We start from the raw sequence: 14,560 nt of genomic DNA on the forward strand, positions 1-14,560 counted from the left end.
GCTGCGCTGGCCACCCTCTCTTCGGCTTCGCCGGAAAGAGGGGCTTGAAAATTCTTTATTTTTTTCGATACAATGTATTGATAGTCAACGTTCAAGCCCCTCTTTCCACCGCAGGTGAAGAGAGGGTGGCGGGCGCAGCCTCGCCGGGTGAGTCTTAACCGTCATGCGATATTCCGCATTCCCGCTCCTACGTTTCGCCAGGTTTTGATTTCAATCATGGCCTTCCTTTTCAAATTTAACAGCTTCTTAGGGTCCCCCCCCCTCGCGGCTAAATTCTGCCCATTCAAAAAATTCGTTTAATTCAGTTCAGACACAATTCCCCATCAAAACAAAAAAGCAGAAACAACCTAAATTGTCCCTGCTTTATCAAAAATCCTAAATCCAAATTCCGAAATCCGAAATTAAATATGAATCGCTCTATTCTCCGTAGCTGCTAAACAAGCCTCGCGCATAGCCTCAGTATAAGTTGGGTGGGCATGGCTGATCCGGGCTATATCCTCTGCCGATGCACGGAATTCCATGGCAACTACAGCCTCGGCAATCATATCTGCCGCGCGGGGGCCAATCATGTGTACGCCTAAAATTTCGTCGGTAGTGGCATCGGCCAGTACTTTAACAAAACCGTCCAGGTCGCCGCTGGCACGTGCGCGGCCGCTGGCTTTAAAGGGGAACGATCCTGTTTTATATTTTACACCGGCTGCTTTCAATTGCTCTTCTGTCTGGCCAACAGCTGCAACTTCGGGCCAGGTATATACTACACCGGGGATCAGGTTGTAATCAATATGCGGTTTCTGGCCGGCAATAATTTCGGCAACAAGGGTACCTTCATCTTCTGCCTTGTGAGCAAGCATGGCGCCTTTAATTACATCGCCAATGGCATAAACACCTTTAACGCTGGTTTCCAGGTGGTCGTTCACGGTAATTTTGCGGCCGCGTTCTTCAACGGTGATGCCAATTTTATCTAAACCTAAACCATCGGTATAAGCTACGCGGCCAACGGCCACCAGGCAATAATCGCCTTTTAACTCTTGTTTCTCGCCTTTAGGCGTGTCGAAAGTAACAGTCACCTCTTTACCCTTTACGGTAGCGCCGGTTACTTTATGGCCCAGGTAAAACTCCATGCCCAGTTTAGTCAACACTTTTTGCAGTTCGCGGCCAAGGGCTTTGTCCATAGTTGGGATAATGCCATCCATAAATTCAATTACAGATACTTTTGCGCCTAAACGGGCATATACCGAACCCAGCTCCAGGCCAATAACACCACCGCCAATCAGCACCAGGTGCTTAGGCACTTCGGTAAGCGATAAAGCCTCAGTTGAAGTAATGATGCGTTTTTTATCGATTTTTAAAAATGGCAATGCCGATGGTTTTGACCCGGTGGCAATAATTACATTTTTACCGGTTATCTCGGTTTCGATACCATCGGCCTTTTTAACAGTGATGGTGTTTTTATCTTTAAATGATCCTACACCGTAGTGGGTATCAATCTTGTTTTTCTTCATCAGGTAGCTAATGCCGCTGGTATTGGCATTTACTACTTCCTGCTTGCGTTTTACCATCTGGCCAAAATCGATACTTAAATTTTCCAGCTTAATACCATGGGTGGTAAAAGTGTGGGCGGCGTTATGGTAATGCTCGGATGAATCGAGCAGGGCCTTGGATGGGATACAGCCCACATTAAGGCATGTACCGCCAAGGGTACTATATTTTTCGACGATAGCGGTTTTTAAACCCAACTGGGCGCAACGTATAGCGGCCACATAGCCACCTGGGCCCGAACCGATAACGATAACATCATATTGCATAGTATTTTGTTTTATAGGACGGCAAAGTTAGTGGGAATTATTGAATTACTGAATTATTGAATTGGTGAATTAGTGAATTGGGGAATAGCGTTGTATTGCGGCCAAGACTCACCCGGCGAGCCGTTATAACATGGCGAAGACGACTCACCCCGACGAGGCTGCGCCCGTCTGCCCCTCTCTCCGACTGCGTCGCATAGAGGGGCTCAAAAAAGAAAAGGAAAAATGCGTTTTAACCCTCTTTGCGGCTTTAGCCGGAGAGAGGGTCGGCCAGCGTAGCGTAGCCGGGGTGAGTTGTCGCCAGCGTTCAAACAATCACGCATTAAATAAATCCCGACACACCATACTTATCCACCCACACTTTTATCAATGCCACCCTATCCTTGATAAACTTCGGCCCAAAAAACAGGTTCGACCAATCGTCAAAATGTTCATGCTGAAACCCGAGGTAAAAAATCCAGAAGCCAACGCCAAGGTAAGGGATGGCTTTTAGTTCATCGTTGCTAACGGCTCTTGTTTCCCGGTAGGCAGCCACAAAAACGGCAAACATCCGGTCGGCTTCCTCGTTCTTTAACCTGCCGGTATACACGTGCATAAAAAAGTGGACGAAAAACGACATCAGGTCGTTAACAAGCAAGCCTTTACCGGCAAAGTCGAAATCGAAAAAAGTTAAGTTACCGGCATCGTCAAAATGAAAGTTTTTGGGCAAAAAATCTTACTGACAATAGCCATAGCTAAAGTTGGCGGTATTCAACAAGTTTAGCTTTTGCGCAACCTTGCCTGCCAGGTCTTTCAAATAAGCATACTCATCAGGCAGCTCTTTAAAAGCAGGTTCAAAACTTTTTATGGGATTGATAAGCGTAGTTTCAATGCTATATTCCCTACGGGGATAACTAAGCCGGACCACCGACGTGATGTTATGCACCTTCGCCATCTCGTGACCAATAGTTCTCAATTGTTCATCGCTTAAATCCATAACCGGGGCGCCTTCGGCGTATGAGAACAGGATGCCGTAACGGGCACCTTCGGGCGCGTTGAATTGTTGCAGTTGGCTGCCATCGATAGCGGTTATAGGGTAAGCTACACTTGCACCGCCATCTTTCAATAAATTGAGTAATTCAATTTCACCTTGTATTTCACCGTGCGAGCGGTGTTGTTCGCGGTAAATTTTCAATACATATTTGGCATCAATCGCTTCGATGATATAGGTATCGCTTACCCCACGCAATAAAAATTTACAGCTAATGAGTTGCAAGCCATAAGCGTTGGCGATATAATTTTTTAAAGCAATGGCCGATAAGGTAGAATATTGAACGGGAAAATGTGCCATAGTTTTAAAAATTGAAAAAGGGCTGCAATGATACGAAAATGAATAAAACCGGGACGGGTTTTATCCTATTTTACAGGGAAATAGCATTTAAACTTTTTAATGTAATAGGATTTTTAATACCGGGACAGGATTATCAAAGAAGCTGTCCAAAAACGGTTAAATAAAAAAGTGTTATTGCTTTATACACACCATCACGTATTTGAATATTTAAACATCCGATTGAACGCTGGCTACGACTCACCCCGCCGACGCTGCGCTGGGCCACCCTCTCTTCACCTTCGGCGGAAAGAGGGCATAGTACACTAATGTTATTATAATCAACAATTTATAAAATAAAAATTTATAAAACCCTCTTTACGGCTTCAGCCGGATAGAGGGTCGGCCAGCGCAGCGTAGCCGGGGTGAGTCGTCTCCGCCATGCGATATACCACATTTCCCACCGCCGCGGTTCGCCCGGCTTTAATGCTCAATAATCGTCTTTTTTTGTTTTTAGACCGCTTCTAAAAAACCGTAAACTCTCCAGGTCGACGCAATACTAATAAAGGCGCTTGCCTCGGTAGAGGCTACCTGTTTGTAGAAAAACGTCAAATTTCTATTTATGCCCCGTAGGGGTTACCTACCTTTCTACATCAAATTTAAAAAGCCATTTCCCTGTCGTATTTTAGCTAACATTGGCCATTTATTAGCTGCTTCATGTAACAGTGTTGTATTAAATTATTTGTTAGCAATTATGTTGCTAAATTAGGCTGTTATTTTGACTGATTTTATTATTCACTTCATTTCCCTGTATCTATAAGATATGAATTTTAAGCTTTTATACCCACTCCTTATCCTCGTAGGATTAGTCCCTTTTACATCAAACGCTCAACTTCTGCAGGAAAAAGAAGCCTTTACCCATGCCGATAGCCTGCGCGGTAACTTAACCGCACCGCGCGCATGCTACGATATCAATTACTACCACCTGGATGTTAAGTTTGATATCGACCATAAAGCTATCAGCGGCAGCAACCTGTTTAAATTTACCGCCACACACGATTTTACACTGCTGCAGTTTGATTTGTTTGCCAATCTTAGTGTAGATAAAGTAGTTTATAAAGGTAAACCACTGCCTTTTAAGCGCGATGCCAATGCCGTTTTTGTAACTTTTCCAAAAACGATTACCAAAGGCAGTAAAGATCAGTTCACCGTTTATTACTCGGGCAAACCAACCATTGCCCTAAACGCGCCCTGGGATGGCGGCGTTGTTTACAAACAAGATTCGCTTAAAAAGCCATGGGTGGTTACTGCCTGCGAGGGTGTGGGTGCCAGCATCTGGTGGCCCAATAAAGATCACCTGAGCGATGAGGTTGATAGCATGCTCATCAGCATCAGCGTACCCAAGGGATTAAAAGATGTATCTAACGGTCGCCTGCGCAAGGTTACGCCTTTAAAGGATGGTTACACTAAATTCGACTGGTTTGTGGCCAACCCCATTAACAACTATGATGTGGTTGCCAACATTGGCGATTATGTACATTTTGGCGATACCTACATGGGCGAAAAAGGCAAACTTACCATGGATTACTGGGTACTGCCCACCAGTTTGGAGAAGGCGAAAAAACATTTTAGTGCCAATGCAAGGCCTATGCTTAAAGCTTTTGAGCACTGGTTTGGCCCCTACCCTTTTTATGAGGACGGCTACAAACTGGTAGAAACCCCGCACCTGGGCATGGAGCACCAGAGCGCTACGGCCTATGGCAACCATTTTTTAAATGGCTATTTGGGCTACGATATGTCGGGCACGGGCTGGGGACTGAAATGGGACTACATTATTATACACGAAAGCGGCCACGAGTGGTTTGGCAACAACATTACCGGGAAAGATTTGGGTGATATGTGGATCCACGAAAGCTTTACCTGTTATTCGGAATCGTTGTTCATAGAAGATAACTGGGGCAAAAAAGCCGGGCAGGATTACAACTTTGGCTTAAGGGAAGGCATTAACAACGACAGCCCTGTTGTTGGCCCCTACAATGTAAACAAAGAAGGATCGGGCGACATGTACCCCAAAGGAGCGGTAGTGCTTAACATGGTGCGCACCATTATTAACGATGATGAAAAATGGCGTGCTATACTACGCGGCCTCAACAAAACTTTTTACCACCAAACCGTTACATACGACCAGGTGGTAAATTACATTACAGAACAATCGGGCAAAAACCTGCTGCCGGTATTTGACCAATACCTGCGCTATAAAGACCTGCCCATCCTGGAGTTTGCAACTGTAAGGGGCAAATTCAGCGCAAGGTGGATAGCCAACGCCAAAGATTTCGCTATGCCCGTTTTAGTCCGCGCAAAAGGCGGCGAATACAAGTTTATAACGCCTACTACCCGCTTTACACCTGTTGACATCGACGGGGTAAACAAGGATAATATTGAGGTGGATAAGTTGAATTTTTATGTGGGGGTGTTGGTGGATTGAGGGAGTGGTTGATTGGGTTGGATTGAGTTGATTAGGTTAAACTCGTTGTCATTTCGAACGAACCAGCAGGGCCTTGAGCATTGGGGGTGAGGAGAAATCTTCTACACCCTGCATCTTAACGAGCTTCTCGATATGCAGGGTGTAGAAGATTTCTCCTCGTACCTCGTTCGAAATGACAACGTTTTTTTAATGCTTAAAGGAGTGGAATTTTACAATATTGAATATGAAAAATCTATACAAATACACACTGGGCCTTTTGATGGCTGGTGCAAGTTTTTTGCCGGCAAATGCACAATTAGGTACAGTAAAAGAAAAATTTACCAGGGCCGATACTTTACGCGGATCGTTAACTACGCCGCTGCGTACCTGTTACGATATCAATTACTATCACCTGGATGTGAAATTTGATGTCGATAAAAAATTTATCAGCGGTAACGTGCTGTTTAAGTTTACCGCAGTAAGCGATTTTGATAAGCTGCAATTTGACCTTTGGAATAACCTGAAGATTGAAAAAGTGGTTTACAAAGGGCAGGAGTTAAAATATACCCGCGAGTTTAACGCCGTGTTTTTAACCTTCCCCAAAAACATCAGCAAGGGCAGTAAGGACGAGTTTACCGTTTACTACTCGGGCAACCCAACTATTGCCAAACGTGCGCCATGGGATGGCGGAGTGGAGTATAACACCGACTCGCTGGGCCATGCCTGGGTATCAACAGCCTGCCAGGGCATGGGGGCCAGCGTATGGTGGCCAACTAAAGATCAGCAGGAGGATGAGGTTGACAGCGCCCTCATCAGCATCAGCGTACCAAAAGGTTTAAAAGATGTATCAAACGGCCGTTTACGCAAAGTTACCGACCTGAAAGATGGCTATACCCGTTTTGATTGGTTTGTAGCCAACCCTATTAACAACTATGATATTGAAGCCAATATTGGTGATTACACCCATTACGAAGGCATTTATGACGGCGAAAAAGGCAAACTCACCATGGATTTTTGGCCGCTAAGCTATAACCTTGATAAAGCCAAAGCACAATGGGGGCTTGATGCGCCGCGGATGCTCAAAGCATTTGAACATTGGTTTGGCCCTTACCCCTTTTATGAGGATGGATACAAACTGGTAGAAAGCCACCACCTGGGTATGGAACACCAAAGCGGCACAGCTTACGGCAATCACTATAAAAACGGCTACCTGGGCCGCGATCTTTCGGGTACAGGCTGGGGCTTAAAATGGGATTTCATCGTAATACATGAAAGCGGTCACGAATGGTTTGGCAACAACATTACATCTAAGGACCTTGCCGATATGTGGATCCACGAAAGTTTCACCAACTACTCTGAGTCGTTATTTGTAGAAACCTTTTACGGCAAACAGGCTGGCCAGGAATATGTACACGGCACCCGCATGGCTATCGTGAACGACAGGCCCATTGTTGGCGCTTACGGCGTAAACAAAGAAGGCTCGGGCGATATGTACTACAAAGGCGGTAATATGCTTAACATGATCCGCACTATTATTAATGACGATGACAAATGGCGCAGCATCCTGCGTGGCCTCAACAAAACTTTTTACCACCAAACCGTTACTTACAACCAGGTGGTTGATTATATCAGCAAAGAGGCCGGCATGAACCTGGCGCCGGTATTTGACCAGTACCTGCATTACAAAACCATCCCCATCCTCGAGATCATGTTCCGTGAAGGCAAAAGCTATGCCCGCTGGACCAGCACAGATGCCAAAGACTTTGCCATGTCCGTTAAAGTGCGCGTAAAAGGCGGCGATTATAAATTTATCACCCCAACCAAACAATTCAAACCTTTTGAGTTAGCAGGCGCCACAAAGGATAACATTGAAATTGACACATTTAATTATTATATTGGGGTGTTGGTGGAGTGAGCCCCACCCAAACCCTCCCCGGAAGGGAGGGCTTAAAAAAATTTTAAAGTCTCCCCTACTGGGGGAGATTTAGAGGGGGCTTTTTTTTGATTTCCATGCAACCTCGCCAAATAACTTGCGTCATATAGCTACATAAGAGATAATTAAGATGAAAACATTAAGTAAAATATTACTGATTGCTGCTTTGATAACAGGTACTGCAGGCTATACAATTGCAAAAACAAATACCCCAACCGACGAGGTTACCCAAAACACAGAAGACCGCCACTTATCTGGTTTCACATCGGTAAGCGTTGCCGGCTCGTTTGATGTGGTTATTACCCAGGGGGCAACAGAATCTGTTAAGGTACAGGCGCCTTCTGATGTTATCAGCCGCATTATTACCGAAGTGGAAGGTAACACCCTTAAAATTTATACCAAAAGCGATAACGACTGGCACTGGTTTGATGGCGGCCACAAAAAGGTTATGATCTACGTATCTATTAAAGAAGTAAACGGCGTATCACTTTCAGGTTCGGGCGATGTATCATTCAGGGAAGGTTTGCGTGCCGGCTCTTTTAGATTGAAACTTACCGGATCGGGCGATGTAAGCGGCAAGCTTTGGGTTAAAAACCTGGATGTGAACCTTGCTGGCTCGGGCGATATCAAAATAAGCGGTACCGCCGATAATTCAAACATCAGCGTAGCCGGTTCTGGCGATTATACCGCAAGGGATTTAACAACCAATACCGCATCGGTACGTGTTGCAGGCTCAGGCGATGCCAGGGTGAACGTAAGCCAAAAACTGGAAGCATCCGTAGTAGGCTCGGGCGATGTTTATTATACAGGCAGTGTAAAAAGTGTGAGCAGCTCTAAGATAGGAAGCGGCGATGTGAGCAGGATGTAAGAGCCTCACCTAACCCTCTCCAAAAGAGAGGGCTTTTTGATTTGCATAAAGCCTTCATAAAAAAAGCGATGAATTGAACTCATCGCTTTTTCTATTTTCAATATTGTTTTTTCCCACCTCTCCTTTGCAGAGGGCCGGGATGAGGCTTTAAAATCTCGTATAAAAAGCAAGCTGCGCCACGTGGTTAATGGTGTACGCTTCGGCTTGTTTAATGTATTGATTCAGGTAGCCGGTTTCCACATCAATCATTTTATTAATGCGATAACCAATAGCTACGTAGGCACGGTTTTGGTCGAAAAAGTGTTTGTTTACCTTGTTTTTGTTTTGGATGTTTACAAACACCTCGTTTTGTAAGGCCACAAACGGTCCCTGCGCAAACACAGCCGAGTCCTTTTTCAAAGGCACAATGGCCCGTGCAAAATATCTGAAGCGCTGGGCAAAGTAGTTATCGTTTTTGGTTGCGGCAGTGTTACCCAAAAAGCGCTGCTCCAAACGCAAACGATGCGCCAGGTTTACATTTTTGCTCAGTTTATGGGTATAAGTATATTGTTGCCAGATACGGTGTTCGGGACGAAAGGTTTGATCGCCGGCAGTGGTGCGGCCATAGGTGGCTATGTAGGCATAACCCAAAGCGCCAACCTTGTTTTTGGCAAAATAGTAATTGGCAGATGGGCGCAGCAAAATATGTTTCAGGTAACTCAGCTCGTCATGTGAGCGTAGTTGTCCGTCGAACGAGTAGCCCCAATGTTCGGATAGTTTTTGCGAGTGGAACACTGCTGCCCAACCCGAAAACTGGTTATCCTGCGCAAATAACCGGGCAGGTACAATGAACAATAAGGCGGCCAAAATCAGTAACTTTTTTTTTAATTGCATAGATGTATTATTTATAAAGTGATGATAAGATTGTTTTTAATCTCCATTGCAGGGGAGATCTTTATATTAATATCTACCTCTATCAGGATATAATTTAATTCTTCATTCTGATTAATGTTTTGCGACCCAGGTCAACAGTGACCCTGAAAGCCTCCTGGTTACTCATCCTGAAACCCGGTGTTTGGTGAAAGCTTAAAATAAACTGTCCCTTTACCCGGTTATATAAAAATGGTGTCCAGATGATATCCATCCGGTTATACGTTTTCTTCTCAAACCACGAATCGCCGTAGGTAATTTCATGTCCCTGGCCTTTGTAAAATTCATCAAACAAGGCAAACTGGTGATAGCTGAAATAAACATTTGCCACAAATCCTGCCGGTTTATGAAAACCGTCTATACCCCGCACCCGCTCTAATGACATCATGCCGCCGGCTTCAACTGATAACGAATCTAAAAAGGTTTTATGACTAAAGTCTAACCCTAATCTTATTTGCCCGGCACCGTTATCCCTGATATTATCGTTAGGAACGGCTATTTCGGCACCGGCATCATGCATCAGCATAAAATAATGGGATACATAAAACGGCCCTTTAACCGATGGCTTGTATTTACCCGAAAACCCAAATAAAAACTGCTCCCTGTCGGTTTGGGTTTGGCGGCTTACCCAGTCAATCCAGCCGGTTTCGGTAAAATGTTCGTTGTGCACACGGGCCAGTAAACCCTCAATATTAGGCCGGTAGTAGCGCAGGGTATCATTCAAAATAGCACGCGGATAATCGTCAAGCAAACCTTCGCGGGGGAAAGCACCGGCATAAAACAGCCAGCTTTTACCTGTAAAATTATAATAGGCTACCGGGTTCACTTTTAAAAAGTAGGGTTTGGCGCCAAACTCGTGAATGCCGTTGGCCCCAAAAACAAAGTGGTTTAGGCTATCAATATTCCAGCCTAAATCAAGTTCGGTACGCACGCCGCTATAAGTGCGCGAGCGGGGAATAAAAGCCTTGTACTCGCGGTTATCCAAAAAGCCAAGGGCATTAAAATGAATATCGATGGTTTGCTCCTGCGGCGTTTGTTCCTGGGCCAGGGAGGCCGTTGCAGTAACTATAGTGATGATGGCGAGTAAGTAAATCTTTTTAATCATATCTTTTGATGTTGTAAATCAAGCGGTATTTAGCTAACGTAACATAAGCCGCAAAGGTATAATAAAAGCCTAAACACCTAAAACTACACCATCACCATTAAGTAATTTGATAAAATAATACACCAAATCTTCATACTTTAGCCGCGCCATAAATCAGCTAAAATATCTCACATGCGTAAATCGATAGAAATTATACTTAAACCGCGCCTGATGGTACTTAACTCCATTAAAGACCTTAGCGCCGAACAATTGAACCTGGTACCACAGGGATTTAACAACAATATTATCTGGAACTTAGCACACATGATATCGGCCCAGCAGGGCATTTGCTATACCCGTGCAGGTTTGCCTATTGTTACCGATGATAAATTTTATACCCCCTACCGCCCTGATACTAAACCCACTGATTTTGTGGGCGAAGAAGATATCGCCACCATCAAAGCGTTATTCGTATCTACCATAGAACAACTGGAAACCGACCTGGATAAAGGCATTTTTGGTAATTATGGTGCGTTCACCACCCGATATGGTGTCGAGCTTGATTCAATAGATACGGCGGTGGCGTTTTTGCCTTTTCATGAGGGTTTGCATGCCGGTTACATCATGTCGCTCAGGAAGTTTTTTCCGAAGGGATAAGCTCGGGTATTAGGTTTCATCAAATAAGGAACGAAGCAATTCCCTATTATGCAGATCCGCACAGTAATTAGGGGATTGCTTCGTCGTTCCGCATACTCGCCACATATCCTATTCCCGTGTCATCCTGAGGCACAAAGGATCTATCCACTGTGCATGACCGATAGAAAAGTTCGCGATTAGATTCTTCGTACCTGCCATTGACATATCCCATTTTCCTGTCATCCTGAGGAACCACCAGCCAGGCTGGAAAAAACAGTGATGACATGGTTGCAAATGGGTTAATGTAAACGCAATATTTCGCGAATCCCTTTTTAAAAAAGCGGGGGAATGTGCGAATCCCCTCTTGAGAGGGGCGGAGGGGTGTGTTTATACACGCGCAATGAAACGCGGAAAAACACACCCCTGCCAACGCACTTCCCAGCCCGCCCCCTCTCGAGAGGGGAATAAAAACATAATTGATAATCAATAACTTATATTCATGTCATTATAAGGCACGAAGGATCTATTCTACGCCATGCATAACCACCCAAAAAGTTCGCTAACAGATCCTTCGTTCCTCAGGATGACAGTCGTTTAATTTTGATTGTCATTCTCCCTTTAGAATTCCGCGAATTTTTACCACTCAGGATGACAGTCTTTTATTTTTAAATGTCATTTCCATTCACAATCCGCGGATTTTACTACTCATGACAGTCTTTTATGATACATCTTTCCCCCTTTCAGAGTACCCTGATTTTACCGGTCAATGACGGTCGTGTTTGTTTTTAGGAGCTTCTAAGTACCAGAATAATCTTCGCCGTACGGTGCTGATTTACTTCCCTGGTGCTGCTTTTTCATCTTCCAGATAAAGCCATCCAGCACATAATGGGTAGATTGTGGTAGCGCCAGCAGGGGCACAATGAGCGCCAGCAGCATATCGCTGTTGATGGTGGGCAGGGTGGCAAAGGGTTTAAAAACCGAAGCGTGTTCCTTCCATACCAGGCCATCCCACAGGCCTTCTTCAAAATAGGCAAACAGGATGAGCAGGCCCACAAAGGAGAGCACACCATACCGGCTGAAGGTGATTTTGAGGAAAGTTGTTTTGGGCTTAGCCCCGCCGGTAAATTTCTTTTGCTCATAAATCCATACCAGGGCCATGTAGGGAATGCCGTGCGAAACCACGTTGAGGGTGGTAAAAGCCATATCGCCGTTGTAGTAAATGATGCCGAAATACCACGACAAAAAAGTGCCAAAAACCAATACGTTTTTTGCAATATTAAACTGTTTTGTGGTAATAAAAACCCAAATTTCTTTAACAAAATACAACAAAATGGTAAGCAGGTAAATCGCCTTGCAAAACATCAGAATACCATCGAAATGGAACGGCACAAAATCGCCATCAACAAACCAGTTGAAGTTTTTTTTGTAGCCGGTAAAATGCCAGTACAGCAGTGGGTAAATGGTAGCGATGTAAATGGCCGCATTATCAATATACCTGCACACCCAACCTTGCTTTTCCTGGCGCGAGTAAATGCGCATAAAACCATACTGCTGCCTGATAAAATGGAACACTGCCAGGTAGGCCAATACCCGCCAAAAATAAATGCCACCACCCACATACAGCATCACCCCGCCTATGTAGCAAAACAGGGGGATGGCCAATAGCAAATGCCGCTGCTGCTTAAAAGATACCGGGTTAAAATAAGTACGGTAAAGCGTGCTGTACACATGGGCAACATCTATCATCACAATAAGTACCACCCAATATTGCACCGGCATCAGGCCCGAGTTTTTAAACTGCGCAGGGAACAGCGCCACAATAAGCAAGGCAATAAACGGGGGCGACAGGATAAAAATACCATCCACAAGGCGGCTTTTTATCCAGGGCTGTTCCTGGTTATTATATTGCTGCGTGCTCATGTGCTAAAACCTGTTGTGCCGCCCTGATGCCCTGGTGAAATGCTTCCTCGAAAATAGATACCCCGCTCAAATCGGTATGCGCAAAAAAGACCTGGTTGTTGATGGGTAACCGTGCCTGCCTCCTGTTATCGCCCCAGATATAATTAACCGACGGGCTGATCATGCCATGGCCCCACAGCCAAAACTCCACATGCTCGATATACTCCGTTATTCCGGGGTGCATTTGTTCCATTTCGGGTACCACAATATCCATCCACTGCTCGCAGGTACGGGTATAAGCTGCCAGCCGCGCAATGCGGGGTTCTTTATCGCAAAGGGGCAAATAATAGGTGAGCACCTTTTGCTGTTCTACCAGTTTAATATCCTGCTGGTTGGCATTCACGTACCCTACCGATGCCGTGTTATAGGCCACATTATCCCAGCACAGCACCATTCCCTTGGCTGCCGAGGGTAATTTATTAACCGTAATATTGGCAATAAGCCACGGCGAATAATGCAGCTTACTCACATCAAACCCTGGCCTGGCAGTATTTTTTAACAGCTTTTGGTTAACGTACTGTGGTGATGCCATAATCACCTTATCTGCATAAATAACAGCGGATGTGTTTTTTTTGAGGTCGAGCACCTTTACCGCCACCTTGCCGCCTGCCGCTACCTGGACATTATAAGCCAGGTGCCCTGTTTTAATATGGCCTTTTACGGTTTCGCGCAGGCGTTTCATAAGCCAGCCATTACCCTCGGGCCAGGTAATTACCGCGTTTGGATCGGCGTTGGATGCCGTGCCTTTGCGGGCCGAAAAATAGTGCAGCCCCGCCCAGGCGCTTACATTTTGGGCCGGCGTGCCATAATCGTCTTTACAGCAATAGTTTAGGTACCAGAGCAGGTAAGGCGAATTGAAGCCATTATCTTTTAGATAATCATTAAACGATATCCTGTCCAGCTTGCGGTAGGTATCATCGGCCGAACTATTATCTAAAGGGATATCAAAAGCATACTTACCATCGTTGCCCTTCGCGTTTTTCAGCTGGGTAACCAGGGCAAAAAAACGAATGATCTGCTTCCTGTCGCTATCAGTAACACCAAAATCGGGTACTATGCCCTCCTGCCAGTGGCCGTTTATCAGCAGCCGCTCTTCGGGATCAAAGCACAGGTAAAATTCGTTGTAAAAGGGCAGCCCTTTTTCGTCAAAATGGGTAATTACCTGGTGCTCCTGCAAAAAATCAACCAGCAGTTTATCTTCGTTATTTACAATGGGGATATAATGCGCACCCAGGGGATAGGCCGATACTTCATTGGTTCCGAAGTAAGCATTACCGCCAACATGATCTTCCAGCTCCAATAACTGAAAATCTGTTTCGCCCTGCTTTAACAGCCACCTCGCGGCCGATAGGCCCGAAATACCGCTGCCGATAATTAAGGTTTTAACCGTTTGTTGTGTAGTGGGTGCCGGCATGGGCAGTTTGTCGCGCAGGGCATGGCCGGCTTTGGCATTGGGCCCGGCTAATTTGCCTTTTATATGGGCATACTCCGGTTTACCGCCGCTTAGCCTGCGGATGCAGCCATTAAGTAATATGGCCCCTGTAACCAAACCCGCCTGCAAAATAAACCCGCGGCGACTGGTCGGCTTCATCCCGCTGC

General features: G+C 45.4%; 11 protein-coding genes. 4 read left to right on the forward strand and 7 right to left on the reverse strand.

Annotated features, from left to right (window positions below; translation table 11 throughout):
• Positions 1–401: 401 nt before the first annotated feature.
• The 3 genes from lpdA to FSB76_RS08515 form a co-directional block, all read right to left on the reverse strand.
• Positions 402–1,805 (reverse strand): dihydrolipoyl dehydrogenase, encoded by a 1,404-nt coding sequence (lpdA, locus tag FSB76_RS08505; RefSeq protein WP_147053167.1) that lies wholly within the window; start codon positions 1,803–1,805, stop codon positions 402–404.
• Positions 1,806–2,124: 319 nt separating this feature from the next.
• On the reverse strand, positions 2,125–2,511 hold the full coding sequence (locus FSB76_RS08510) for an aminoglycoside phosphotransferase/kinase family protein (protein WP_147053168.1): 387 nt from the start codon (positions 2,509–2,511) through the stop codon (positions 2,125–2,127).
• A gap of 6 nt (positions 2,512–2,517) precedes the next feature.
• On the reverse strand, positions 2,518–3,132 hold the full coding sequence (locus tag FSB76_RS08515; RefSeq protein ID WP_147053169.1) for a phosphotransferase: 615 nt from the start codon (positions 3,130–3,132) through the stop codon (positions 2,518–2,520).
• Between the two features lie 799 nt (positions 3,133–3,931).
• Between FSB76_RS08515 and FSB76_RS08520 the strand changes: the two genes are divergently transcribed.
• The 3 genes from FSB76_RS08520 to FSB76_RS08530 all read left to right on the forward strand — a co-directional run bounded on the left by FSB76_RS08520 (position 3,932) and on the right by FSB76_RS08530 (position 8,373).
• On the forward strand, positions 3,932–5,593 hold the full coding sequence (locus FSB76_RS08520; protein ID WP_147053170.1) for a M1 family metallopeptidase: 1,662 nt from the start codon (positions 3,932–3,934) through the stop codon (positions 5,591–5,593).
• A 223-nt stretch (positions 5,594–5,816) separates the two neighbouring features.
• Entirely contained in the window at positions 5,817–7,487 is a 1,671-nt protein-coding gene (locus FSB76_RS08525) for a M1 family metallopeptidase (protein WP_147053171.1), read from the forward strand.
• A 148-nt stretch (positions 7,488–7,635) separates the two neighbouring features.
• Positions 7,636–8,373 carry a head GIN domain-containing protein gene (locus FSB76_RS08530; RefSeq protein WP_147053172.1) on the forward strand — a complete coding sequence of 246 codons (738 nt, stop codon included), beginning with the start codon at positions 7,636–7,638 and terminating at the stop codon, positions 8,371–8,373.
• Positions 8,374–8,520: 147 nt separating this feature from the next.
• Here FSB76_RS08530 and FSB76_RS08535 read toward each other — a convergent pair whose 3' ends face one another.
• Positions 8,521–9,246 carry a DUF2490 domain-containing protein gene (locus tag FSB76_RS08535; protein WP_147053173.1) on the reverse strand — a complete coding sequence of 242 codons (726 nt, stop codon included), beginning with the start codon at positions 9,244–9,246 and terminating at the stop codon, positions 8,521–8,523.
• A gap of 94 nt (positions 9,247–9,340) precedes the next feature.
• Complete coding sequence (locus tag FSB76_RS08540; protein WP_147053174.1) at positions 9,341–10,387, reverse strand: hypothetical protein; 1,047 nt, start codon at positions 10,385–10,387, stop codon at positions 9,341–9,343.
• Between the two features lie 171 nt (positions 10,388–10,558).
• Between FSB76_RS08540 and FSB76_RS08545 the strand changes: the two genes are divergently transcribed.
• Positions 10,559–11,023, forward strand: coding sequence for a DinB family protein (locus FSB76_RS08545; RefSeq protein WP_147053175.1), 465 nt, complete (start codon positions 10,559–10,561; stop codon positions 11,021–11,023).
• A gap of 774 nt (positions 11,024–11,797) precedes the next feature.
• Here the strand turns inward: FSB76_RS08545 and FSB76_RS08550 are convergent.
• The gene (locus FSB76_RS08550; RefSeq protein WP_147053176.1) at positions 11,798–12,922 is read right to left on the reverse strand and encodes a hypothetical protein; all 1,125 of its coding nucleotides are present in this window, start codon (positions 12,920–12,922) and stop codon (positions 11,798–11,800) included.
• Positions 12,903–14,552: an FAD-dependent oxidoreductase gene (locus FSB76_RS08555; protein ID WP_225976452.1), complete on the reverse strand. Its 1,650-nt coding sequence runs from the start codon at positions 14,550–14,552 to the stop codon at positions 12,903–12,905. The genes FSB76_RS08550 and FSB76_RS08555 overlap by 20 nt, the downstream gene beginning before the upstream one ends.
• Positions 14,553–14,560 lie beyond the last annotated feature (8 nt).

Source organism: Mucilaginibacter ginsenosidivorax, assembly GCF_007971525.1.
GTDB lineage: Bacteria > Bacteroidota > Bacteroidia > Sphingobacteriales > Sphingobacteriaceae > Mucilaginibacter > Mucilaginibacter ginsenosidivorax.